Source organism: Embleya sp. NPDC059213, assembly GCF_042754445.1.
Taxonomy (GTDB): Bacteria; Actinomycetota; Actinomycetes; order Streptomycetales; family Streptomycetaceae; genus Embleya.
Genome location: NZ_JBHZAV010000053.1, coordinates 15,605 through 39,358 on the forward strand (window position 1 = coordinate 15,605; position 23,754 = coordinate 39,358).

Here is a 23,754-nt window from a genome sequence, read left to right on the forward strand (position 1 = left end):
GCGAAGGGGTTCACCGGTGTCCTTGCAGGTCCTGGCGGAGAGTACCGACGACAACCTCGACATCGAGATCCTGCGGGACGTCAACGGACTCACCGAACACACCTCATGGGCACACGGGGGCATGGAGTTCATGGGCGAGTACGGCATGTTCGCCGTACTCGCCGTACTCGCCCTGCTCGCGTGGTGGCGGGCCCGCTCCCGCCCCGACCACACCGCGGCCATGGCCGGCCTCGTCTGGGCCCCGCTCGCGGCCCTGGTGGCGGAGCTGGCGAACGCGCCGCTGCGCGAGTGGGTGAACCGGCCGCGTCCGTTCCTGAGCCACGACGGGCTGCACGTGCTCGTCGCAGGCAAGACCGACCCGTCCTTCGCCTCCGACCACGCGCTGACCACGATGGCGTTGGCGGTCGGGATCCTGGTGGTGGACCGCCGGATCGGGATCCTGGCGGTGCTCGCCTCGGTGTTCACCGGTTTCTCCCGGCTGTACGTGGGCGTGCACTATCCGACCGACGTGCTCGCCGGGTTCGCGCTCGGCGCGCTGGTCGCGCTGGTCGGGTCGATGTTCATGGGTCGGGTCCTGGAACCGGTGGTGCGGCTGGTCGAACGCGGGCCGCTGCGTCCGCTGGTGGCGGCCGAGCCGCGCCCGGCCGGATGACGGCGACGCGGCCGAGGGGGCGGACACGATGGGCACGGACACCGAGGACGGCCGCGACGCCGGACGCCTGGGCGAGCGACTGAGCCTGCGCGAACAGGTCGCGCGCGCGATCCGGGCCGCCCTGCTGGCGGGCCGGATGCAGCCCGGAGTGGTCTACTCCGCGCCCGCCCTGGCCACCCGATTCGGGGTGTCCGCGACGCCGGTTCGCGAGGCGCTGCTCGATCTGGCCAAGGACGGCCTGGTCGAGCCGGTACGCAACAAGGGATTTCGGGTTCGCGGCCTGTCCGCCGCCGACCTGGACGACATCCACGACCTGCGCGAGCTCTTGGAGATACCGATCGTCGGGCGGCTCGCCGAGGACGGTTGCGTCGCCGCGCTGCCCGCCCTGCGGGCGTTGGTCGACGAACTCGCCGACGCGGTCGCCCGGGTCGACGCGCCGGCCTACGTGGAGGCCGAGGATCGTTTCCACGCCCACCTGCTCGGCCTGGCGGGCAACGCGCGCCTGGTCCGGATGGCCGCCGAACTACGGGCCCAGGCACGGTTGTACGGCCCACGTCCGTTGGCCGATCCGGCCGACCGGAACCTGATCGCCGCCGAGCATCACCGGTTGCTCGACCTGATCGAGGCCGGCGATCGGGCCGGCGCCGAGGCGTCGACCCGGCGGCACCTGGCCCGCTCGCGCCGCCCGGCCCCCGACCTGCCGCCCGCGGCGGCACCGGCCGACCCGCCGTCCCCCGAACGGCCGTAACCCGGGCTCGCCTCGCTCGTTGTCCCGTCGAGCCGCCGCCGCGTGGCCGGCCGTCACGCGAGGATTCCGAGCATCCGGGAGAACCCCACATGTTGGTCCGCACCGCGCTCACGGGTGCCTGCTGCGCCCTCCTCCTGGCCGGGGCCACCGGTTGTCAGGGTGACGACGTGCAACCTCAGGGAGCGCAGGCCAAGGGCAGTGCCGGGCCCGCGAACGGCCCGTCCGAGGCGGTCCTGGCGGTCCGCAAGGCGGCCGATGTCACGACCGGCGCGAAGAGTTCGCGCACCCGCACCACGATGACGATGCAAAACGCCGACCGGGTGGTCAAACTCACCGGGCAGGGCATGTTCGACTACGTCCGGCACATCGGTTCGCTCACGGTCGACGCGCCCAAGGACTCCGGCATCGTCGGACCGCTCCAGGAGATCCTCACCCCGGACGCGCTCTACATGAAGAACGGGTCGCCGGGTGTGCCCAAGGACAAGTGGGTGCGGTTGGCGATCGACGGGCTGGCCGACGGCAACCTGGTCAGCGGCGGTGCCACCGACCCCGGGACGTCCTTCGAGATACTGCGCGGGGTCAACGACGACGTGGTGCTCGTGGGCAGCGAGAAGCTCGGCGCGGACACGGTACGGCACTATCGGGGCACGCTGGACATCCGCAAGGCGCACGACCTGACCGCGCCGGAGGTGCGCGGCCCGCTGGCCGCCGCGCTCAAGACCTTCGACGGCGCGCCGATCCCGTTCGACGCCTACCTCGACGACGCCGGCCGACTGCGCAGGGTCGAGGAGTCGTTCGCCTTCGTGATGGGCCCGGACCAGGCCAAGACGGCGACCGCGAAGGTGCTCTCGGCGGCGGAACTGTACGACTTCGGCGTCGTGGTCGACGTCAAGCCGCCCGAGGCCAAGGATCTCTACGTCGCGCCGAACCCGTCCGGCACCCCGGCGGGGCGCGGCTGAGTCACTCCCGCGGCGTCGTTCCGGGCGGTCCCCAAATGACCCAGGCGTGCCATGTCGGCGCCGCGGAGCCGCCCCTACGCTGGATGGGCCGAGGCCCGTCCGGGGTGCGCACGAGGAGGTGATGTGGGTGTCACGGTTCTCCGATCGCCGTGTACACGACCACGTCGTCCTCGACGAGATCGAGCTCTACAGCGACCTGATGATCGCGGCGTCGGCCAGCGAGGGCCCGCTCACGCAGGCCCAGATCGACGCCGTGCTCGGACTCGTCGGCGGCTGGGGGACAGGGGCCCACACCCGGGCCGGCCCCCGTCGCCGCGGCCTCAGGAGCGCACCAGGCGTGCGATCGCCTGGGACGCCTCCTTGACCTTTTCCTCCGCTTCCGGGCCACCCTTTTCCACCGCGTTGGCGACACAGTGCCCGAGATGTTCCTCCAGCAGGCTGAGTGCGAACGATTGCAGCGCCTTGGTCGCCGCCGAGACCTGCGTAAGGATGTCGATGCAGTATTCGTCCTCGGAGACCATCCGCTGCAGCCCGCGGATCTGCCCCTCGACCCGGCGCAGCCGCTTCAGGTGCTCGTCCTTGCGCCCGCTGTAGCCGTGTCCGTGCCCCGACGCCTCGTGCGTCGCGGTTGCCGTCGCGTCCGGAGTCTGCGAGTCCTGTTCCACCGTCGTCTCCCGTATCTCTGCGGCCGTTCCCCACGTGTCCATGGCTCGATCGGGCGACCGTCCATTACCCGAATTTACCCCCGGGGGGTATATCCGGCAAGCATTCCGATCATGCGCCGGCGGCGTCGGTCACCCCGATCCGCTCCTTCGCGGACAACCGCCGGCCATCCGCCGGATCCGTCCATGTGATGTGGGCGACATGGATCGAGCGTAGGCCGCACTGTCACCCGAATGCCGCCCTGGCCCATACTCTGGCCGTGTGACGGGCGTCCTAGGCGGCGGAACGGGTGCTTCCGCATGCCCGTTCGTCGCTGTGAGCGCGCGTCTCATTACCGCCGGGTACGGTCGCGGTCCGCGTCGACTCCCCGGTTTGCATGCCGGACCGCCGGAGCGCCTAGCATCGACGCCGACCACTTTCATTATCCCGGAGACCTCCAGTGCGATTGCGTCTGACCCCCAGGGAGACGAGCTTCTACGACATGTTCGCCGCAGCGGCGAGCAACCTGGTCACCGCATCCAAGCTCCTGACGGAGTTGCTCGGCGCAGAGGTCTCCGCTCGTCCGGAGATCGCCGAACGGATGCGCGCGGCCGAGCATGCGGGTGACGACACCACGCATGCGATCATGCGCCAGCTCAACGCCTCGTTCATCACCCCGTTCGACCGCGAGGACATCTACGCCCTCGCGTCGCAACTGGACGATGTCATGGACTACATGGAAGAGGCCGTCGACCTGGTCGTGCTGTATCAGCTCGACGAACTCCCGCCGCAGGTCGCGGACCAGATCGAGGTGCTGGTCCGGGCCTCGGAACTGACCGCCGAGGCGATGCCCCGGCTGCGCACGATGAAGGACCTGACCGAGTACTGGATCGAGATCAACCGACTCGAGAACCAGGCCGACCAGATCCACCGCAAGCTCTTGGCCCACCTGTTCAGTGGTGCCTACGACGCGCTGACCGTGCTCAAGCTCAAGGGCATCGTCGACGTGCTCGAAGAGGCCGCCGACGGGTTCGAGCACGTGGCGAACACGGTCGAGACGATCGCCGTCAAGGAGTCCTGACCCAGTGGAACTCACTGGTCTGATCATCGTCATCGGCGTCGCGCTCTTCTTCACCTACACCAACGGCTTCCACGACTCGGCCAACGCGATCGCGACCTCGGTGTCCACCCGGGCGCTGACCCCGCGGGCGGCGCTGGCCATGGCCGCGGTGATGAACCTCGCGGGCGCCTTCCTCGGCGAAGGTGTCGCGAAGACCGTCAGCGAAGGGCTGATCTCCACCCCCGAAGGCCATCAAGGTCTGGTCATCCTGTTCGCGGCGCTGGTCGGCGCGATCTTCTGGAATCTGCTGACCTGGTACTTCGGACTGCCCTCGTCCTCGTCGCACGCGCTGTTCGGTGGCCTCGTCGGCGCCGCGCTCGCGGGTTCCAGCACCGTCTACTGGGACGGTGTGATCGAAAAAGTCGTCATCCCGATGTTCCTGTCGCCGGTGGTCGGCCTGGTCGCCGGCTACCTGGTGATGGTCGGGATCATCTGGCTGTTCCGTAAGTCCAACCCGCACAAGGCCAAGCGCGGATTCCGCCTGGCGCAGACCGTCTCGGCGGCCGGCATGGCGCTCGGGCACGGCATCCAGGACGCCCAGAAGACCATGGGCATCGTGGTGATGGCGCTGGTGATCAGCGGTCATCACGAGGGCGACGGCATTCCGGTGTGGGTCAAGCTCGCGTGCGCGACGGCCCTGTCGTTGGGCACGTATGCGGGTGGGTGGCGGATCATGCGCACGCTCGGCCGCAAGATCATCGAGTTGGACCCGCCGCAGGGCTTCGCGGCCGAGACCACGGCCGCCTCGATCCTGTACACCACGGCCTACGTCTTCAAGGCGCCGATCTCGACCACGCACATCATCACCTCGGCGATCATGGGCGTGGGCGCGACCAAGCGGGTCAAGGCGGTGCGCTGGGGTGTCGCCAAGAACATCCTGATCGGTTGGTTCACCACGATGCCGGCCGCCGGTCTGGTCGCGGCGGGCACCTACGGGATCACCCATCTGATCGTGGGCTGATCCGCGGACCGCACCCCGCGTACGTAATGCAGGACGTACGGGGCACCCGGTCCGTAACCGACATATCGCACGAGAGGGCCCACACCTGTCCCGGTGTGGGCCCTCTCGTATGTCCATCCCGACCGTCCGTCGACGCTTCGACCGTCAGCCGAACCGGCCGGCGATGTAGTCCGCCGTCGATTCCTCGGTGGGCGCCGAGAAGATCGTCTCGGTGTCGCCGATCTCCACCAGCCGACCGGGCTGGCCCGGACCGGCGAGGTTGAAGAACGCGGTCTTGTCCGAGACGCGCGCGGCCTGCTGCATGTTGTGGGTCACGATGACGATCGTGTACCGCTCCTTGAGCAGCGCGATCAGGTCCTCGATCGCGAGCGTGGAGATCGGGTCGAGCGCCGAGCACGGCTCGTCCATCAGCAGCACCTGCGGCTCGACCGCGATCGCCCGCGCGATGCACAGTCGTTGCTGCTGGCCGCCGGACAGGCCCGCGCCGGGCTTGTTCAGCCGGTCCTTGACCTCGGTCCACAGGTTCGCGCCGCGCAGCGAGCGCTCGACGATCGCGTCCAGGTCGCCCTTGCGCTTGATCCCGGCGAGCTTGAGCCCGGCCGCGACGTTGTCGTAGATCGACATGGTCGGGAACGGGTTGGGCCGCTGGAAGACCATGCCGACCGTGCGGCGGACCGCGACCGGGTCGATCTCGTTGCCGTACAGGTCCTGCCCGTCCAGCGAGACCGAGCCGTCCACCGAGGCGCCCGGGATCAGCTCGTGCATGCGGTTCAGCGTGCGGATGAAGGTGGACTTGCCACAGCCGGAAGGACCGATGAAGGCCGTGACCGAACGCGGCTCCATGGTCATCGAGATGTCCTCGACGGCCTTGTGCGAGCCGTAGTAGGCGTTGAGTCCCGAAACTTCGATGCGCTTGGTCATTCCTGCCTCTGGATCGGTGCGGATGTCGGTGCCGCGGTCGGCCGTTCGGGTCGTCGTCGTGGCCTTCATCAGCCCGCCTTCGGTGCCTTCCAGCGGGCGATCAGCCGCGCCGCCAGGTTGAGGATCATGACGATGACGATCAGCGTGAGCGCCGCGGCCCAGGCCCGCTCCTCGGCGAACTGATTGCCCGCGTGGTTCTGGTCGAACACGTACAGCGGCAACGCCGACTGCCAGCCGGAGAACGGGTCGGTGTTGATCGACTGGGTGAGTCCGACGAGCAGCAGCAGCGGGGCGGTCTCGCCGATCACGCGGGCGATGGAGAGCATCACGCCGGTGACGATGCCGCCGAACGCGGTGGGCAGCACCACCTTGAGCACGGTACGCCACTTCGGGATGCCCAGCGCCAGGCTGGCCTCGCGCAGCTCGTTCGGGACCAGCTTGAGCATCTCCTCGGCGGAGCGCACCACCGTGGGCAACATCAGGATCATCAGCGCGAGCGACCCGGCGAAGCCGGAGGCCTCGAAGCCGAGCATCATGATCCAGAAGGCGTAGATGAACAGACCCGCGACGATCGACGGCAGGCCCGTCATCACGTCGACGAAGAAGGTCACCGTCTTGGCCAGGCGACCGCGGCCGTACTCGACCAGGTAGATCGCGGTGAGCAGACCGATCGGGACCGCGATCAGGGCGGCTAGGCCGACCTGCTCCAGGGTGCCGATGATCGCGTGGTAGACGCCGCCGGTGTCGTCCCGGGCGCCCACGCCGCGCATCGAGTGGGAGAGGAAGTACGGGGTGAGCTTGTCCGCGCCGCGCTGGATCGTGTAGCCGAGCAGCGAGATCAGCGGCAGCACGGCGAGCACGAACGTGGTGGTGATCAGGCTGGTGGCGAACCGGTCCCGGGCCCGGCGGCTGTCCTCGAAACGCCACGAGACGGCGGACAGCGTCAGGATGAAGACCAGCCCGCCGAGGAAGACCGCGAGGGCCCAGTTGTCCAGGGTCAGCTTGAACACGATCGTCAGCAGCACACCGCCGCCGGCGATCGCCCACGGCACCTGACGCGGCAGGGTGCGTCGGGTCAGCGACGCCGCCCGCGGATCCGGCAGACCCGCGCGCCCGGTCTCGACCGCGTCCGTACCGATGCCCGGGCGCTTGTCGCCCGTGTCCAGGACGGTCATGAGTTCGCTCCAGAGAACGCCTTGCGCCGGTTGATGACGACGCGCGCGGCGCCGTTGACGAGCAGCGTCATGATGAACAGGACCAGGCCCGAGGCGATCAGCGCGCCGCGGCCGATCTCGCCGGACTCGCCGAACTGGTTCGCGATGTTCGCCGCGATCGTGTTGTTGCCCGGGTCCAGGATGTGGATCGAGACGTCGAAGCTGGGCGAGAGCACCATCGCGACCGCGATGGTCTCGCCGACCGCGCGGCCCAGGCCGAGCATCGACGCGCTGATCATGCCGGGCTTGCCGTAGGGCAGCACCGCCATCCGGATCATTTCCCAGCGGGTCGCGCCGAGCGCGAGCGCGGCCTCCTCGTGGGCGCGGGGCACCTGGAGGAAGACCTCACGGGTGACCGCCGCGATGATCGGCAGGATCATGATGGCCAGCACGATGCCGACGGTGAACAACGTGCGGGCGGTGACGCCCGCCTGCTCCTTGTCGAACAGCGGGATCCAACCGAGGTAGTCGGACAACCACGAGTGCAGGCCGAGCAGTTTGGGGGCCAGGAAGATGTAGCCCCACAGGCCGTAGACCACGCTGGGCACCGCGGCCAGCAGGTCGACGATGTAGCCGAGTGTCTGGGCGATCCGCCGGGGGGCGTAGTGCGTGATGAACAGCGCCACCCCCACCGCGACCGGCACCGCGATGAGCATCGCGATGGTGGCGCTGACAACCGTGCCGAACACCAGGGTGACGACACCGAAGGCGGGCTTCGCCGCGTTCGGGTCCCAACCCTGGTCGGTCAGGAAGCTGCCCTGGTTCTTCGACAGTGCGTCCGTCGCCTTGACCACGAGGAAGATCGCGATCGCGGCCATGATGGCAAGCAGGCTGATGCCGGCGCCGCGGGCGGCACCGGAGAAGATCCGGTCGCCTGGTCGGACCTTGGTGCGCTTGGCCGCGGGGGCCTTGCGTTCGGGGTCCGCCGGTGCGGTGGGAGTGGTCGTGGACATCTCTCTCCGTACGAGTCGGTCGCTCAGCGGGCTCGGACTAGGACAGACCGGCCACGGCGGCGCGGACCTTGTCCGCGACCGTCGTCGGGAGCGGCGCGTAGCCGATGCCCGCGAGGACCTTCTGGCCTTCGGCGCTGGAGGTGTAGTTGAGGAAGGACTTCAGCAGCGGGAGCTTGTCCGCGGCGGTGCCCTTCTCGCAGACGATCTCGTAGGTGACCAGGATGATCGGGTAGGCACCCTCGGCCTTGGTCGCGTAGTCGACCGACAGCTTCAGGTCGTTGCCGGTGCCGACGATCTTGGCGGCCTCGACGGCCTTGCCCGCGGCCTCGGGGGTGAGCTTGACCGGTGCCGCCGCGCCCGTGTTGATCTGCGCGATGCCCAGGCCGGAGTTCTCCGCGTAGGACTGCTCCATGTAGCTGATGCCGCCCTGCGTCGACTTCACGATGGAGGCGACACCCTCGCTGCCCTTGGCACCCTGACCGCCCGGGGCCTTCCAGTCCTGGGCCGCGTCGAAGGTCCAGTCGGCACCGGCCGCGGCCTTGAGGTACTTGGTGAAGTTCTCGGTGGTGCCCGAGGCCTCGGAGCGGTGCACGGTCTGGATCGCGGTGCCGGGGAGCTGCGCGTTCGGGTTCAGCGCCTTGATCTCGGCGGCGTCCCACTTGGTGATCTTGCCGGCGAAGATGCCCGCGATCGTCTTCGCGTCCAGGACCAGGTCCTTGACGCCGGAGACGTTGTACGCGATCGCGATCGGACCGGTCACCATCGGCAGGTTGATCGCCTGGCCGGGGGCGCACGCGGCGCCGGCCTTGGCGACCTCTTCCGGCTTGAGCGCCGAGTCGGAGCCGGCGAAGGTGACCTGCTTGTCGAAGAACGACTGACGGCCGGTGCCCGAGCCCGAGGACGCGTAGTCGATCGAGGCACCGGAGCACTTGGCCTGGTACGCCTTGATCCACTCGTCCATCGCGTTCTTCTGGGCGCTGGAGCCGGCGGCGGCGAGCTTGCCGGTACCGCAGTCACCCTTGGGCGCCTCGGCGCCGGGGGCGGACGCGGCCTTCGTCGACGACTTCTTGTCGTCACCCGAGCTGTTGTCGTCGGAGCCACACGCGGCCAGCGTGAGCGCGCCGGCGAGTGCCAGGCCGGTGAAGCCGATACCGCGACGGACACTGCGGGGCCGAATGGTCACGGCGCTCCCTTTCGATCGAACTCAACTCGTGGTGCGACGACCCGAACGGTCGCCGTCATGGACGAAGTTAGGCCGTGAGAATGAAGCGATCCGCCGCGCAAAGTGAACCGAGGGTGAACTCGAACGGTCGAGTCAGATAAGCCGACCGCTGGATGAATTGTCCGTTCATGTGGCCATTTACTACCCGTGAACTGGGGCTTTGTCGGGACAGCCGAATCTTGTTCACGCGATGTTCAGACGGGTGCAGTGTGACGTTGGGTAAACCGTGATCACGGCTTGACCAAGTGCTCAGCTTCCCGTCGGGTAGGGAGCGTAACGGCCCATGGCCACGACTCGACCCGCCCACGCGTGCAATACCGCGAACTCCCCGGGCAACAACGGCTCGGCGGCCAGCCGGGTGCCGGCCACCCCGGGGGCGACGCCGGGCAGGTCCGGAACGGGTGCGCAGAGCAGCGTCGGCCGCCCGCCGCGCAGCGCTCGGGCGACCGAGTACGCACCCGCCCGCACCCGCGCCCCCACCGCCGCCACATAGGGCGCGACCGTCGCGGCGGCGGCCGGCTCCGCGCAGCCGTACACCTCCACCGGCCCGAACGCGGCCAGCATCGGCACCAATTGCCGGGCGAACGCGGGGCCCGCGCGCAACACCAGGACCGGCACCGTCGCGGGCGGCGGCCCGGTGCGAAACGCGTCGGTCAGCGACGCGGTGTAGTCCGGCGTCCCGGCCAGCGTCGCGGCCTCCGCCGGCGGACCCCACCACATGCGATCCACCTCGGCATTGGCCACGAAGTCGCCCGCGACCGCCTCGGCGACCCAGTAGCGGTTGATCTTGAGTCGACGGCGCGAGTGCATCGGATAGCTGCGCACGCCCAACTCGCGCCCCAGGATGGCCCGATACCCGGTCTCCTCGGCGATCTCGCGGACCGCGGCCACCACCGAGGGCTCGCCCGGCTCCAGCTTGCCCTTGGGGAAGGACCAGTCGTCGTAGCGCGGCCGATGCACCAACCCGACCTGTACCGCGTCCCCCATCCGACGCCACAACACCGCGCCGGCGGCGAGTACCGGGTCGTGTTCGGCGGGCGCGGCTCCGGGTGGGTCATCCATCGAGCCACGCCCGCACTTCCGGGGAGCCCGCCTTGGGCCACACCCGCGTGAACGCGTACCGCCGTTCCGTGGCCACCCGCCGCTCGTACGCGTGCAACTCGCCCAGCACGAAGGCGGCGGGCCCGCCGATCCGGGGAGCGGCGGCGAGTTCGGCCACCGCGTCGGCGGCGATGGTGGCGTCCTGGTGCACCCCGAGCACCTCGGTCACCGCCTTGAGCCGCCGGGCCAGCCGCGCGGCCGGCGGGCCGAACGCGGGCACGCACATGTCGGCGGCGTAGCGGGCCCGCTTGGCCAGGATCCGCACCCGGTGCCAGGACTCGTCGTCGGTGCCCGCGTACGGGGTGAACCCGACCCGGTCGGCCGGATGGGGCACGCCCGCCGCCGCCAGCGGCAGCGCGTCGGCGGCCCGGTCCAGCTTGCGCAGCGTCCGGCCGACCAGCGCGGGCAGGACCTCGGCGCCCGATGCCCCGGCCCGCTCGGTGAAGGTCAGCCCCAGAGCCGGCTCCACCAGGTCCGCGGAAAGCGTGGTGAACAGCCCCGAACCGAGCGCGGACAGCGCCCGGGCCCGCCCCGTGCCCAGATCGCCACGCAGCCGGCGGGTGACGATCGCCCGGGCCCGGGCCGAGCCGGGACGCTCCGGCAGCGTGTCCAGGTCGGCCAGCAGGCGCTCCAGCAGCACCTCGGCGTCCCGCTCGCCCGCGAGGGCGTCCGCCGCCTCGCGCAACCGGGCGCGCAGGCGGGTAGCCGGCTCCGGCTCCAGGAGCGGACCGCACGTGGCCAACGCGCTGCGGATCCGCCGGGCGGCCACCCGCGCGTTGTGCGCGGCCTCCTCCTCGCCCGCGTCGAGCCGGGGCAGTTCGTCGATGAACGCGCCGGCCTCGCCGACCAGGTGGGCGAGCAGGATCGCGCCCGCCGAGGTGTCCTCGGCCGCCGCGCGCTGCCGAGGAATGGTGGTCGCCTGCTTACTCCGGGCCACGTCTGCGCCTCCGGGTCTCGATGAGGTGCTCCTGCACGTCACGAAGCCGGCTGCCGTCGGCCGCGGTCGCGTGCCTGGTCCAGGTGCCGTCCCGGTCCAGATGCCAGGACGCGGTCTCCGCGCTCATCCCCAGGTCCATGAAGGACGTCATCTCGTCGCGGTGTCGATCGCCGCGCAGTCGCACCGCCGCCTCGACCCTGCGGTCCAGGTTGCGGTGCATCAGGTCGGCACTGCCGATCCACACCTCCGGTTCGCCGGCGCCGGCGAACACCCACACCCTGGAGTGTTCCAAAAATCGCCCGAGAATGCTGCGCACTCGGATGGTTTCGGACAGACCGGGGACGCCCGGGCGCAGCGCGCAGATGCCCCGGATCCACAAATCGATCGGCACGCCGGCCTGCGAGGCGCGGTAGAGCGCGTCGATCACCAGCTCGTCGACCAGCGAGTTCGACTTGAGCCGGACGTATGCCGGCAGCCCCTGCTCGTGGTTGGTCACCTCGCGCTCGATCCGCTCGACCAGCCCGTTGCGCAACGAGTGCGGGGCTACCAGCAGGCGTCGAAACGATTGCGCGCGCGAGTAGCCGGAGAGCCGGTTGAACAGGTTCGACATGTCCTCGCCGACCTGCGGGTCGGCGGTCAGCAGGCCCAGGTCCTCGTAGAGCCGGGCGGTCTTCGGGTTGTAGTTGCCGGTGCCGATGTGGCAGTAGCGGCGCAGCGCGTCCCCCTCCTGGCGGACCACCAGGCTCAGCTTGGAGTGTGTCTTGAGTCCCACCACGCCGTGCACGACATGGCAACCGGCCTGCTCCAGCTTGCGTGCCCAGGTGATGTTGGCGTGTTCGTCGAAGCGGGCCTTGAGCTCGACCAGGACCAGCACCTGCTTGCCGGACTCGGCCGCGTCCACCAGGGCGTCCACGATCGGCGAGTCGCCCGAGGTGCGGTACAGGGTCTGCTTGATCGCGAGCACGTCGGGGTCGGCCGCGGCCTGCTCCAGGAACGCCTGGACCGAGGTGGCGAACGAGTCGTAGGGGTGGTGCACCAGGATGTCGCGCTTGCGCATCGCGGCGAACACGTCGGCGGCCTGCGCGGTCTCCACCTCGGCCAGGTCGCGATGGGTGCCGGCGACGAAGCGGCGGAACTTGAGCTCGGGCTTGTCCAGGTCGGCGATCGCGTGCAGACCGGTCAGGTCGAGCGGACCGGGCAGCGGGTAGACCTCCTTCTCGCCCACGCCCAGCTCGCGCACCAACAGGTCGAGCACGTGCGGGTCGATGGTCTCCTCGACCTCCAGCCGGACCGGCGGGCCGAACCGGCGGCGCATCAGCTCCCGCTCCAGTGCCTGGAGCAGGTTCTCCGCGTCGTCCTCCTCGACCTCCAGGTCCTCGTTGCGGGTGACCCGGAAGGCGTGGTGGCCGAGCACGTCCATGCCCGGGAACAGATCACCGAGGAATTCCGCGATCACCTCCTCCAGCGGCACGAAGCGGGCCGGCGAGGTCTCCACGAAGCGCGGCAGCAGCGGCGGCACCTTGACCCGGGCGAAGTGCTCGTTGCCCGAGCGCGGGTTGCGCACGATCACGGCCAGGTTCAGCGACAGGCCGGAGATGTACGGGAACGGATGTGCCGGGTCCACCGCCAGCGGGGTGAGCACCGGGAAGACCCGCTCGCGAAAGAGCGCGTACAACGACTGCCGCTCGCCGTCGGTCAGGTCGTCGAAGCGCAGCAGTTGGATGTCGGCCTCGCCGAGCGCGGGCAGCACGTCGTGGTGGAAGCACGTGGAGTGCCGGGCCATCAGCGCGCGACTGCGCGACCAGATGTTCTCCAGCACCTCGCGCGGCTGCAACCCGCTGGCCGCGCGCACCGCGAGGCCGGTGGCGATCCGGCGCTTGAGACCGGCCACCCGGACCATGAAGAACTCGTCCAGGTTGGACGCGAAGATGGCCAGGTAGCGGGCCCGCTCCAGCAGCGGGGTGTTCGGGTCCTCGGCGAGTTCGAGCACCCGTTCGTTGAACGCCAGCCAGCTTCCCTCCCGGTCCAGGAACCGGTCCGGCGGCAACTCGACCTCCGCGTGCGGCGAGGTCGCGGCGACCGCGGCCGTGCCGCCGGCCTTCACGGGCGGCACCGCCACGGTCAGGTGGCGGGAGGATCGAGCGGCGGGAGTCTCGGCGTTCATCAGACCATTGTCTTTTCGCGGCGGTCTATGTGCACCTGCGTGGCCCCGACCCGAAACAGATGTTCGCCAGGTTTCACACCGTGTTCAGCGCCGGTACATCACGTCGACAGTGTGTACGCGAAAGCCCAAACGGGTGTACACCTTGACGGCCGCCTCGTTGTCCGCGTCCACATACAGCAGTGTTTCGGCGAGCGGACGGCCCTCGACGGTGCGCTCGGCCAGGTGCCGCAGCCCCACCGCGGTCAGCAGCGCGCCGAGCCCGCGACCCTGCGCGGCCGGGTCGACCCCGACCACGTACACCTCGCCCAGCGGGCCCGAGTCCGCGGTCGCGGGGTGGGTCTTGGTCCAGTGGAAGCCGAGCAACTCGCCGGTGCCGGTGTCCTCGGCGAGGAAGAAACCGGCCGGGTCGAACCACGGTTCGGCGAACCGGCGGCCCAGGTCGTCCGCCGTCCACGCGCCCTGCTCGGGGTGGTGCGCGAAGGCCTTGGCGTTGAGCGCGAGCCAGGCCGCGTCGTCCACGCCCGGGCGGAAGGTGCGCAGCCGCACGCCAGTCGGCAGGTCCGGGGCGGGGACCGGGGTGGCACCCGCGCGGCGCATCTGCCACAACTCGCGGAACGCGGTGAAGCCCAGCGCCGCGGCCAGCCGCTCGGCCGCGGGCAGCTTGCCGTGCGCCCACACCCGCAACCGGCCGTCCGCGTCGATTCGGGCCGCCTCGGCCGCCAGCGCCTCCAGCAGCGCCCGGCCCAGGCCCGCGCCGCGCGCGTGCGGCGCGACGAACAGTTCGGCCGACGGGCCGTCCACCGGGTCCGAGCCGTCCAGGTGCGCGAAGCCGACGATCGTGCCGCCGTCGCGGGCGAGCACCTCGCGCGCGGCCGGCGCGCCGTGCCGCAGCTCCAGCCGGGACTGCTCGGACAGCGGCGAGGCGCCGTCGACGCCGGCCGCGGCCTCCGCGAGGGCCGACACGGCCGAGGCGTCTTCCGCCGAGGCCCGATTCACCGTCTCGATCGACACATCCGCGAGGTCCATGGCCCCACGGTACTGAGCGACGTCGCGGGCCGTCGCGCCGCCGTCAGCCGCAGCCGCAGCTACGGCGGACCACCAGCGTGGAGGGGAAGGTACGCACCCGGGGGTCGCCCGCGGCGGCCGGTTCGCGCTCCAACGCCAGCTCCACCGCGGCGCGGGCCATGCCCGGCCGGTCGGAGGTCACCGTGGTCAGCGGCGGATCGGCGATCGCCGCCTCGGCGATGTCGTCGAAGCCGACCACGGCGAGGTCGTCCGGCACCCGCACACCCGCCTCGCGGGCCGCGTGCAGGACACCCATCGCCTGGTCGTCGGTCGAGCAGAACAGCGCCCGGGGCCGATCCGGGCCGGTCAGCAGCGCCAGCGCGACCTGATAGGCGCCGAACCGGCCGAAGGGGGCCTCGTGCAGCAGACCCTCGGTGGGCAAGCCGCGCTCGGTCATCGCCCGCCGCCAGCCGGTGACGTGGTCGGTCACCGGGTCGCCCGAGTCCGGCGTGCTGGGCGGACCGCCCAGGCAGTCCACCCGGGTGAAGCCGTGGGTGTCGAGCAGGTGGCGGACCGCGGTGTAGGCGCCCTCGACGTCGTCCAGGATGACCGCGTCACCGCCGAGTGCATCGGGCTGACGGTGCATCAGCACCACCCGCACGTCCCGGGTGGCGATCTCGCGCGCGGCGCGCTCCGAGGGGCCCTGGCTGACCAGTACGAGCCCGGACACCTGCATGCCGAGGAACGCGCGCACGTAGTGCAGTTCGCGGTCGTCCTCGTAGTCGGAGTTGCCGATCAACACCAGCCGACCCTGCTCGAACGCCGCCTGTTCGACGGTGTGCGCGAGTTCGGCGAAGAAGGCCTGCCGGGCGTCGGGCAGCACCAGGCCGATCAGGTTGGTGCGCCGGCTGGCCATCGCCTGGGCCACGCTGTCGGGCCGGTAACCCAGCTTGTCTATCGCGGCGAGCACACGCTCGCGCGTGGCCGGCGCGACCGGGCGCGGGCCGTTGTTGACGACGTAGGAGACCACCGCGGTGGAGGTCCCCGCGAGGCGGGCGACGTCGTCGCGGGTCACTTTGGGCACGCGGTCATTGTAGGGACGGGGACCGGCGCCACTCACGGGAGTTCACAACCTGGACGCGGGACGGGATGCTCCTCCGCGTTCTTCCGGATAAGTCTGCTTTGTGCCGTACTGCACCGGAACCGACGCCCCGTCGGCCCCGCCGACCGGGCCGGCGCCGAGCGACGAATCACGTACGTTCGGCGAGCGCGGGCTCGCCGACGCCGCGATCGGGCACCACGAACCGATAGCCGACGTTGCGCACCGTACCGATCAACGACTCGTGCTCGGGCCCGAGTTTCGCCCGCAGTCGGCGCACGTGCACATCGACCGTGCGGGTGCCGCCGAAGTAGTCGTAACCCCATACCTCCTGCAACAACTGGGCCCGGGTGAACACCCGGCCCGGGTGCTGCGCGAGGTACTTGATCAGTTCGAACTCCTTGAAGGTCAGGTCCAGCACCCGCCCGCGCAGCTTCGCGCTGTACGTGGCCTCGTCGATGCTCAGGTCGCCGTTGCGGATCTCGGTGGGTTCGTCCTCGCCCCCCTGCGCCGCCTGGAGCCGGCCGATCGCCAGGCGCAGTCGGGCCTCGACCTCGGCGGGCCCGGCGGTGTCCAGCAGCACGTCGTCCACGCCCCAGTCCGCGGTCAGCGCGGCCAGCCCACCCTCGGTGGCCACCAGTACCAGCGGGGCCCCGACCCCGGTGGTCCGCAACACCCGACACAGACTGCGCACCTGGGGGAGGTCACGCCGACCGTCGACCAGGATGACGTCCGCGGCCGGCGCGTCGACCAGCGCGGACGCCTCGGCCGGGGCCACGCGTACCTGGTGCAGCAGCAGACCGAGCGCGGGCAGCACCTCGGCCGACGGCTGGAGCGCGTTCGTGAGCAGCAGCAGTGCACTCAACGGGACACCTCCCAAAAGCAGGCACAAAACACGAAAGGACCCGGGGCATCGTCGCCCGGATCCTTCATTGGTCGCCGGCTCGTCCGATTCCGTAACCCGTCGGGAACCACTTCTGGGGTCCGTGGGGTGTGCCCGTCATCGGAGGTGAACCTGCGGGGCCAGGATAGCGAACATGTCTCGTAGGAACCGACCTACCCGGGAATCTTCCCGCACTGCGGACACCCGCGACCCCACCTTTCACCGGAATGCCACACCCCACTCGACCCGCGGATCGGCGCGCGACAAGCCCGGGGACCCGATTTCCGGCACTCGCGGGTTCACCGGTTCGTGGCGCGGGCGGAGCGCGGCGTGGGTGTCGTTGCGAAGGCGTCATCATGGATGCTGCACAACTTCGGGGCCGTCGGCGTCGGAGGTTGCGACGCGGACACGGACACACGGGAGGGCGCGCGATGGCGGTCGGCACCATGCGGTACTGGGCCGCGGCGAAGGAAGCCGCAGGCACGGCCGAGGAGCCGTACGACGCGGCCACCCTCGCCGAGGCGCTGCGACGCGCCCGTGAGCGGCACGGCGAGTCGGTCCGCTTCGGCGCGGTCGTCGCGAACTGCTCGTTCGTCGTGGACGGCGACCCGGTCGGGCGGCGCGACCACACGGCGATCACCCTGACCGAGGGCGGCACCGTCGAGGTCCTGCCCCCCTTCGCCGGCGGATGAGCGGCCGGCGCGGGCGCCCGACCGGCGACCGATACGAGGAACCGGGCGGCTACGACCCCGCCGCGCACCCCGGCGAGCCCGCGTTCGACCCGGGCCTGCCGGGCCCGGGCCACGGCGGCGAGCAGGCGTTCGCGGCGCCCGGCGAGTACTATGGCCAGTCGTACGGCACACCCGCCCCCGAGGCGTACGACGGGCAGCTCGGCGGCTACGTCGAGCCCGGGCAGTACGCGCAGCCGGGCGAGCACGGCTCGTACGGCTATCCGGCGGCCTACCCGGCGCAAGGCCCTCCGCACGAGGGCTACCCCCGGGACGGCCACCCACAGGACGGCTACACACAGGACGGTTACGGCGGGCAGTCCTATCCGCACGAGGGCTATCCGCAGGACTCCTACGCGCAGGCCCCGCAGGAGTACGCCGAACCCGTCTCGAGCACGCCCCCCGGCGGGTACGGCTATCCGGACGCCACCGCGATGTCGCCCGCGCTCGTCGAGCCCGGGCCGGACGGTTACGGCTCGGCCTACCCGGACCACGCGGACCAGGGCGGTGCGACGAGTGTGCTGCCGGCCATCGTCGAGCCGATTCCCGGGACCGGGCCGGATTCGTACGGCGGGTATCGAGCCGAGGACGACCACCTGCGCGACGAGGCGGTCGAGCACACCGCGTTCGACCACGAGCGCGACCATCCCGACTTCGATCCCGACCACCCGATCGACGCGCCCGCCGGGTACGACGCTCCCGCCGCCTCCGGGCGCCGCCTCGCGCGGGTGCCGGCCCAGCGCACCGGCGAGGCGCCCGCGCGCTCGGCCCGGACGCCGATCTGGGATCCGCCGGGCCTGTTGCCCGGACTGTGCACGGTCGGCCTGGCCGGCGTCCTGGCGGTGACCGCGATCGCCGGCAAGCCGGCCCTCGCGCTGGGCGTCGTGTTCCTGCAGGTGCTCACCGCCGCCGGGTGGTTCCGGCTCAACGGCATGTGGCCCGCGCGGCAGGGCATCGCGCTGGTGGTACTCGCCGCCCTGGCCACCGACGTCGCGGTCTACGCCAAGGGTGAGCAGGGCCTGGCGAGCGTGCCCGCCGTGCTCGCCGGGACGTTGTTGGTGATGCTCGCGCTCCAGGCGCGCGGCGGCGCCCGGCCGGGCGAGTTGTTGCCCGCGCTCACGGTGACCACGTCCGCCGCGTTGATCACCGCGTTCGACGTCGCCTACCTGGTCGCGGGCGAACTGCACGGCGGGCCGATCGACGCGGGCACGGCCGTGGTGGCCGCGGTGTTCGCCGCCGGTGTCGCCACACTGGTGCGGGCGATGCCACTGCCGCCGGCCGTCGCACCGATCCCGTCCTGGCTGCTCGGCACCGGGGCCGGCGCGATCGTGGCGATCAAGCTCGGCGGCGACACGCAGTACGCCGTACTGCTCGGTGCCGCGGCCGCGGCGCTCGGGCTGCTCGGCCGGCGGGTCGCCGGCTACGACCATCCGTCCAGGTTCGTTCACTTCACCGCCGGAGTGTCCCTGCCCCTCGCACTCGCCGCTCCGGCCGCGTATTTGCTGGGCAGGGTCATGATCGGCTGATTATCCGTACGGCGGCGGCTCCGCCACGGGAGGATGCGGCCATGCCGTGGATACACCGCCGGTCCCGTCCCGGGAGCCGGGATGAACCGCCGGACCCGCCCACCCGTGCAGAGGGTGTGCACCAACGTTCGGAACTGCTCGGCGTCCAGGCCCAGGCGGATCCGGCGGCGGCCCGGGCCTTCCTGGCCCGGCCCCCCGCCGGGGACGAGCGGCCCGCCGCCGATCCACTGCACTCCGCCTCGCGAATATCGACCGCCGACGAAGCGGTCATCCGCACGCTCTACCTCGAGCACGGCGGCCCGCTGCTGGGTTTCGCGTTGCGCCTGACCGGCGGCGACCGGGCCTGGGCCGAGGACGTGGTCCAGGAGACGCTGCTGCGGGCCTGGCGGCACCCCGAGGCGCTGGACCCCACCAGGGGCTCGGTGCGGGGCTGGTTGTGCACCGTGGCCCGCAACGTGGTGATCGACGTCGGCCGCGCCCGACGGGCCCGACCGCCCGAGACCGGCGACGCGGTGCTGGCGACGGTGGCGGACGAGGGCGCCGAGGCCGAGTTCGACCGGGCCGTGCTCGCGTGGGACGTCGCCGACGCGATGGCCGCGCTGAGCCCCGAGCATCGTGCCGTGCTGCTGGAGACCTACTACCGGGGCAGTTCGGTGGCCGACGCGGCCAAGACGCTGGGCGTGCCCGAGGGCACGGTCAAATCGCGGACGTACTACGCGCTGCGAGCGCTGCGCGTGGCTCTGGAGGAAAGGGGGTTGGTCCCGTGACGGACACCGGGGACGAGAACGCGACGGCGAACGGCACCGCTCCCGACGCGCGGCCCGCGGGCCCGCCCGCCCGGCTGGGCTGTGCGGTGGCCCGCCTGGACCTCGGCGCGTTCGTGGTCGGCGCCCTCGCCGAGAACGAGGCCGCCCGGGTCCGCCAACACGTGGCCACCTGCCCGCGCTGCCGGGCCGAATACGAGGAACTCGCGGGCCTGCCCGCCCTGCTCGCCCGACTGACCGAGGCCGAGGCGCAGGCCAGCGGCGTGGCCGCGAACGGCGCCGCACCCGCACACGTGTTGTCCGCCGCGGCCCGGCAGGCGGATCGGCGCCGCCGGTCGCGCCATCTGGTGGCCGCCGCGGCGGCCGTGCTGATGGTGCTCGCCGGGTTCACCGGTTGGGCCCTCGGCGACACCTCGGACACCGGCGACCCGGTGGCCGCACCGCCGACCGCGTCCCCGGGTCGCCCGTCCGGGACGGCCGGCCCGGCCGGCACCGCGACGCCGCCGGGACAACCGCCCGGACAGCCGGGCGGCCGGATCGCCCGCGGCGGCGACCCGCGCTCGGGCATGGGCGCCGAGCTGCGCTACGCCGCGACCGCGTGGGGCAGCAGTGTGGATCTGTCCCTGTCCGGCATCCGGCCGGGGACCCGCTGCCAGTTGGACGTCTACGGCACCCGGGGCCGAGTGGAGACCGCGTCCTCGTGGGTGGTCCCGACCGGCGACTACGGACCCGGCGACCCGATTCGGGGCGCGACCAGCATCCCGGTCGGCGAGATCACCCGGTTCGCCGTCAAAACCGTCGGCGACGGCGAGCAACTGCTGGAGATTCCATCCGCGCAACCCTGACAAATCGGCATTAATTGTCCGCCCATCTCAATGGGCGGACAATTTTGTCTCACATCCTGAGCCATGCATGACACGAGTGGCCTACCGTCCCTACGATCGATGGTGTGAAGCGACAGGCGGACGACCTCACCAAGCGGCGCGCAGTGGACCTGTGCCGCACGCAGACCTGCCTGTGTTGCGCTGACTGACTTGCCGACAGTCGTCGATCGGCGATCCGCCCGAGGCGGATCGCGACCGGCCGTCGGACCCGGGGCCCGAACCGCGTGACGACGCGGTGGAACGGGCACTCGGCCCTCGCGTAGCAACCACGGACACACCCACACCCCCGCCTGCCGCGGCGCCGCGGCACGCCCGGGTGTACCCCGAGACCGCGTACCGCCACATCCGCGGCAATCCCGCGCACTCTGCACCGGAGGTATCCCCATGAGCCGCTCCGACGTTCTGGTAGACGCCGACTGGGTCCAGGCCCGCCTGGACGACCCGAAGGTCGTCCTCGTCGAGGTCGACGAGGACACCAGCGCCTACGTCAAGAACCACATCCGCGGCGCGGTGCGCATCGACTGGCGCGACGACCTGCAGGACCCGGTCAAGCGCGACTTCGTCGACGAGGCCGGCTTCTCCGCGCTGCTGTCCGCCAAGGGCATCTCCAACGACGACACCGTCGTGCTCTACGGCGGCAACAACAACTGGTTCGCGTCCTACGCCTACTGGTACTTCAAGCTCTACGGCCACGGCGACGTCAAGCTGCTCGACGGCGGTCGCAAGAAGTGGGAGCTCGACTCGCGCGAGCTGGTCGTCGAGGTGCCCGAGCGCGCCGCGACGAACTACGTGGCCAAGGAGCAGGACACCTCGATCCGCGCCTGGCGCGACGACGTGCTCGCCGCGATCGGTTCGCTGAACCTGGTCGACGTGCGTTCGCCCGACGAGTTCTCCGGCAAGCTGCTGGCCCCGGCGCACCTGCCGCAGGAGCAGTCGCAGAAGGCCGGCCACGTGCCGACCGCGAAGAACATCCCGTGGTCGAAGGCCGCCAACGACGACGGCACCTTCAAGACCAACGAGGAACTCACCGCGCTGTACGAGGGCGAGGGCGTGGACCTGGCGAAGGACACCATCGCCTACTGCCGGATCGGCGAGCGCTCCGCGCACACCTGGTTCGTCCTGCACGAGCTGCTGGAGCAGGGCAACGTCCGCAACTACGACGGCTCGTGGACCGAGTACGGCGCGCTGGTCGGCGTGCCGATCGAGCTCGGCGACGGCAAGTGAGCGTCGGCTACCCCACCTACCCGACTTCAGGGAGCAAGAACGATGTGCGGTGCGAAGGCCGGCGGCCCGGATCTGGCAGGAGTTGACGTGGCGAAGGAAACCATCATCCAGGGGGCGGTGACCAAGGGCGGGCAGCCGATCAACGGCTACGTGCGCCTGCTCGACGCGGGCGGCGACTTCACCGCCGAGGTGCCCACGTCCGCGACCGGCCAGTTCCGGTTCTTCGCGGCGCCGGGCAACTGGACCGTGCGGGCACTCGTGCCCGGCGCGACCGTGGACCGCAGCGTCGTGGTGTCCGAGAAGGGCACCGTCGCCGAGGTCGAGATCGCGGTCTGACCCCGACCGGGCGGGACTCCTTCGGACGTACACCCATGGATCCCGTGGCCGATCGGCGGAAAAACGGCTCCACCCCTCCCCACGTGCTCGGGGGAGGGGTGGAGTCCGTTCGGGGTGTGTGCCCGGGGTCGCAAGGGCAGAAAGGTTTCCGTATCTTCGGTGGATCTGCCGGGGGGCAGAACCTTCGGAGTGCGGGGACACCGACGGCAACGCGCGACGCCGGGAGGCAACACGTGGCATGGGTGATCGTGATCATCGCGGGAGTCCTGGAGACCGGCTTCGCCATCATGCTCAAACAAAGCCACGGATTCACCCGGTTGTGGCCCACGATCGGCTTCGCGGTCTGTGCGCTGGGCAGCTTCGGGCTGCTCACCTACGCGCTCAAGTCGCTGGAGGTCGGCCCCGCGTACGCGGTGTGGACCGGAATCGGCGCGGCGGGCACCGCGCTCGTGGGCATCTGGCTCCTGAACGAGGGCTCCTCGCCGCTCAAGCTGATCTCGATCGGCCTGGTCCTGCTCGGCGTGATCGGCCTGAACATCTCCGGGATCAGCCACTGACCCCCGGTCCGCCCCGGCGAACGCTCAGTAGACCAGCGCCTGGGCGCCGTCCGCGAGCGCTTCCTGGACGAACACCTGGGCACCGGCGATCCGGATCCCGGGCAGTACGTCGTCGCCGGTGATTTCCCGGCGTGCCGCGCACTGCGTGCACAGAGTCACCCGCCCGCCCGCGATCAGCGCGTCGAGCAGATCCGGCAGCGGCGCGGCATGCGGCAGTTCGAACTCGGCGGCGCGCCCGGGCAGCGCGAACCAGGACGACTCGCCGGTGAGCCACAGCGATACGTCCACGCCCGACGCGAGCGCCACCGACGCCACCGTGAACGCCTGGGAGCAACGCTCCGGCGCGTCCTGACCTGCGGTGACCTTGACCACGAGAGATCGCTTCACGGCCCGCAGCCTATACACTGAGGCCGTTTGGCACCCGGCCAGGTCGACCTGGCCCACCGCGTACGAAGCATGAGGAGCACCCGGGCGATGCACATCTTCTTCATTGCCATGATGGCCTTGGTCGGCGTCCTCGTCGCGTGGTTCGCCGCGCTGACCGTGTCCAAGCTGTACAAGGGCCAGAACTGAGCGCGGGCCCGGTAGGCTGATCCGCCGTACCCGACCCCGGAAGCGGCTGCCCCACCATGATCGAAATCCCGGACGACCTGCACTTCGACGCCGTCCCGCTCGCGTTCCTGCTCGGCACCTGGGAAGGCGCCGGTGTCGGCGACTACCCGACCATCGAGGCGTTCCGCTTCGGCCAGCAGGTCACCTTCGGCTACATCGCGAACAAGCCGTTCCTCACCTACACGTCGCGCACCTGGCTGCTCGACGACGCGGGTGAGCGGGTGCGTCCGCTGGCCACCGAGACCGGCTTCTGGCGCTCGAAGCTGGACGGCTCGATCGACGTGACGCTCGCCCACCCCACCGGGATCGTGGAGATCTGGCTCGGCAAGGTGGACGGCCCGCGGCTGGAGATGCGCACCGACGTGGTCGCGCGCACCGCGGACGCGAAGGAGTACACCGCCGGACACCGGCTGTACGGCCTGGTCAAGGGCGAGTTGATGTACGCGTACGACATGGCCGCCATGGGCCGGCCGCTCCAGGCCCACGTCTCCGCCCAGCTCAAGCGCGTCGACGCGGACCTCGCGGCCGAATAGCGCACGAGC

26 protein-coding genes are annotated in these 23,754 nt (G+C 70.9%); 14 read left to right on the forward strand and 12 right to left on the reverse strand.

From position 1 onward, the window contains the following. Positions 1-16 precede the first annotated feature (16 nt). The 3 genes from ACFXMF_RS20850 to ACFXMF_RS20860 all read left to right on the forward strand — a co-directional run bounded on the left by ACFXMF_RS20850 (position 17) and on the right by ACFXMF_RS20860 (position 2,359). On the forward strand, positions 17-652 hold the full coding sequence (locus ACFXMF_RS20850; protein WP_360319262.1) for a phosphatase PAP2 family protein: 636 nt from the start codon (positions 17-19) through the stop codon (positions 650-652). 28 nt (positions 653-680) lie between these two features. Then, positions 681-1,400 carry a GntR family transcriptional regulator gene (locus ACFXMF_RS20855; RefSeq protein WP_360319264.1) on the forward strand — a complete coding sequence of 240 codons (720 nt, stop codon included), beginning with the start codon at positions 681-683 and terminating at the stop codon, positions 1,398-1,400. Between the two features lie 89 nt (positions 1,401-1,489). Further along, positions 1,490-2,359 carry a hypothetical protein gene (locus tag ACFXMF_RS20860; RefSeq protein ID WP_360319266.1) on the forward strand — a complete coding sequence of 290 codons (870 nt, stop codon included), beginning with the start codon at positions 1,490-1,492 and terminating at the stop codon, positions 2,357-2,359. A 320-nt stretch (positions 2,360-2,679) separates the two neighbouring features. Here the strand turns inward: ACFXMF_RS20860 and ACFXMF_RS20865 are convergent, their stop codons facing one another. Next, complete coding sequence (locus ACFXMF_RS20865; RefSeq protein ID WP_360319268.1) at positions 2,680-3,066, reverse strand: metal-sensitive transcriptional regulator; 387 nt, start codon at positions 3,064-3,066, stop codon at positions 2,680-2,682. A 395-nt stretch (positions 3,067-3,461) separates the two neighbouring features. Here ACFXMF_RS20865 and ACFXMF_RS20870 point away from each other — a divergent pair, with 395 nt between their 5' ends. Both ACFXMF_RS20870 and ACFXMF_RS20875 read left to right on the forward strand, forming a co-directional pair. Then, positions 3,462-4,082 (forward strand): DUF47 domain-containing protein, encoded by a 621-nt coding sequence (locus ACFXMF_RS20870; RefSeq protein WP_020552276.1) that lies wholly within the window; start codon positions 3,462-3,464, stop codon positions 4,080-4,082. Between the two features lie 4 nt (positions 4,083-4,086). Further along, positions 4,087-5,082 (forward strand): inorganic phosphate transporter, encoded by a 996-nt coding sequence (locus ACFXMF_RS20875; protein WP_360319270.1) that lies wholly within the window; start codon positions 4,087-4,089, stop codon positions 5,080-5,082. 144 nt (positions 5,083-5,226) lie between these two features. On the opposite strand, the gene pstB is transcribed toward ACFXMF_RS20875, so the two are convergent. From pstB to ACFXMF_RS20925, 10 genes are all read right to left on the reverse strand, one after another. After that, positions 5,227-6,003 carry a phosphate ABC transporter ATP-binding protein PstB gene (pstB, locus tag ACFXMF_RS20880; protein ID WP_360319358.1) on the reverse strand — a complete coding sequence of 259 codons (777 nt, stop codon included), beginning with the start codon at positions 6,001-6,003 and terminating at the stop codon, positions 5,227-5,229. 68 nt (positions 6,004-6,071) lie between these two features. Then, on the reverse strand, positions 6,072-7,178 hold the full coding sequence (gene pstA, locus ACFXMF_RS20885; protein ID WP_360319272.1) for a phosphate ABC transporter permease PstA: 1,107 nt from the start codon (positions 7,176-7,178) through the stop codon (positions 6,072-6,074). Then, positions 7,175-8,170 (reverse strand): phosphate ABC transporter permease subunit PstC, encoded by a 996-nt coding sequence (gene pstC / locus ACFXMF_RS20890; RefSeq protein WP_360319274.1) that lies wholly within the window; start codon positions 8,168-8,170, stop codon positions 7,175-7,177. The genes pstA and pstC overlap by 4 nt, the downstream gene beginning before the upstream one ends. Positions 8,171-8,207: 37 nt before the next feature. Next, entirely contained in the window at positions 8,208-9,353 is a 1,146-nt protein-coding gene (pstS, locus tag ACFXMF_RS20895; protein ID WP_360319276.1) for a phosphate ABC transporter substrate-binding protein PstS, read from the reverse strand. Between the two features lie 288 nt (positions 9,354-9,641). Beyond that, positions 9,642-10,454: an NUDIX hydrolase gene (locus ACFXMF_RS20900; RefSeq protein ID WP_379988295.1), complete on the reverse strand. Its 813-nt coding sequence runs from the start codon at positions 10,452-10,454 to the stop codon at positions 9,642-9,644. After that, positions 10,447-11,430: a CHAD domain-containing protein gene (locus tag ACFXMF_RS20905; protein WP_360319280.1), complete on the reverse strand. Its 984-nt coding sequence runs from the start codon at positions 11,428-11,430 to the stop codon at positions 10,447-10,449. Before ACFXMF_RS20905 ends, ACFXMF_RS20900 begins: the two co-directional genes overlap by 8 nt. Then, complete coding sequence (locus ACFXMF_RS20910; protein ID WP_360319282.1) at positions 11,417-13,594, reverse strand: RNA degradosome polyphosphate kinase; 2,178 nt, start codon at positions 13,592-13,594, stop codon at positions 11,417-11,419. Before ACFXMF_RS20910 ends, ACFXMF_RS20905 begins: the two co-directional genes overlap by 14 nt. Positions 13,595-13,678: 84 nt before the next feature. Beyond that, complete coding sequence (gene mshD, locus ACFXMF_RS20915) at positions 13,679-14,620, reverse strand: mycothiol synthase (RefSeq protein ID WP_379988296.1); 942 nt, start codon at positions 14,618-14,620, stop codon at positions 13,679-13,681. Positions 14,621-14,663: 43 nt separating this feature from the next. Then, positions 14,664-15,683, reverse strand: coding sequence for a LacI family DNA-binding transcriptional regulator (locus ACFXMF_RS20920; protein WP_360319286.1), 1,020 nt, complete (start codon positions 15,681-15,683; stop codon positions 14,664-14,666). Positions 15,684-15,849: 166 nt separating this feature from the next. Further along, positions 15,850-16,563: a winged helix-turn-helix domain-containing protein gene (locus ACFXMF_RS20925; RefSeq protein ID WP_379988297.1), complete on the reverse strand. Its 714-nt coding sequence runs from the start codon at positions 16,561-16,563 to the stop codon at positions 15,850-15,852. Between the two features lie 449 nt (positions 16,564-17,012). On the opposite strand from ACFXMF_RS20925, the gene ACFXMF_RS20930 reads away from it, so the two are divergent. The 8 genes from ACFXMF_RS20930 (at position 17,013) to ACFXMF_RS20965 (ending at position 22,600) form a co-directional block, all read left to right on the forward strand. After that, the gene (locus ACFXMF_RS20930; protein ID WP_360319288.1) at positions 17,013-17,273 is read left to right on the forward strand and encodes a MoaD/ThiS family protein; all 261 of its coding nucleotides are present in this window, start codon (positions 17,013-17,015) and stop codon (positions 17,271-17,273) included. After that, positions 17,270-18,835, forward strand: coding sequence for a hypothetical protein (locus ACFXMF_RS20935; protein ID WP_379988298.1), 1,566 nt, complete (start codon positions 17,270-17,272; stop codon positions 18,833-18,835). Before ACFXMF_RS20930 ends, ACFXMF_RS20935 begins: the two co-directional genes overlap by 4 nt. A 116-nt stretch (positions 18,836-18,951) precedes the next feature. Then, complete coding sequence (locus ACFXMF_RS20940) at positions 18,952-19,602, forward strand: sigma-70 family RNA polymerase sigma factor (RefSeq protein ID WP_379988299.1); 651 nt, start codon at positions 18,952-18,954, stop codon at positions 19,600-19,602. Beyond that, positions 19,599-20,444 (forward strand): anti-sigma factor family protein, encoded by an 846-nt coding sequence (locus tag ACFXMF_RS20945; protein WP_379988300.1) that lies wholly within the window; start codon positions 19,599-19,601, stop codon positions 20,442-20,444. The genes ACFXMF_RS20940 and ACFXMF_RS20945 overlap by 4 nt, the downstream gene beginning before the upstream one ends. A gap of 104 nt (positions 20,445-20,548) precedes the next feature. Further along, positions 20,549-20,632: a putative leader peptide gene (locus ACFXMF_RS20950; protein WP_360319360.1), complete on the forward strand. Its 84-nt coding sequence runs from the start codon at positions 20,549-20,551 to the stop codon at positions 20,630-20,632. A gap of 235 nt (positions 20,633-20,867) precedes the next feature. Continuing rightward, complete coding sequence (locus ACFXMF_RS20955; RefSeq protein ID WP_360319296.1) at positions 20,868-21,707, forward strand: sulfurtransferase; 840 nt, start codon at positions 20,868-20,870, stop codon at positions 21,705-21,707. A gap of 42 nt (positions 21,708-21,749) precedes the next feature. Next, positions 21,750-22,043: a DUF1416 domain-containing protein gene (locus ACFXMF_RS20960; RefSeq protein ID WP_020552259.1), complete on the forward strand. Its 294-nt coding sequence runs from the start codon at positions 21,750-21,752 to the stop codon at positions 22,041-22,043. Positions 22,044-22,276: 233 nt separating this feature from the next. Further along, positions 22,277-22,600, forward strand: coding sequence for a multidrug efflux SMR transporter (locus ACFXMF_RS20965; protein ID WP_360319298.1), 324 nt, complete (start codon positions 22,277-22,279; stop codon positions 22,598-22,600). A gap of 24 nt (positions 22,601-22,624) precedes the next feature. Here the strand turns inward: ACFXMF_RS20965 and ACFXMF_RS20970 are convergent, their stop codons facing one another. Continuing rightward, positions 22,625-22,987 (reverse strand): DsrE family protein, encoded by a 363-nt coding sequence (locus tag ACFXMF_RS20970; RefSeq protein WP_360319300.1) that lies wholly within the window; start codon positions 22,985-22,987, stop codon positions 22,625-22,627. Positions 22,988-23,229: 242 nt separating this feature from the next. Between ACFXMF_RS20970 and ACFXMF_RS20975 the strand changes: the two genes are divergently transcribed. Further along, positions 23,230-23,745, forward strand: coding sequence for an FABP family protein (locus ACFXMF_RS20975; RefSeq protein WP_360319302.1), 516 nt, complete (start codon positions 23,230-23,232; stop codon positions 23,743-23,745). Positions 23,746-23,754: the final 9 nt, after the last annotated feature.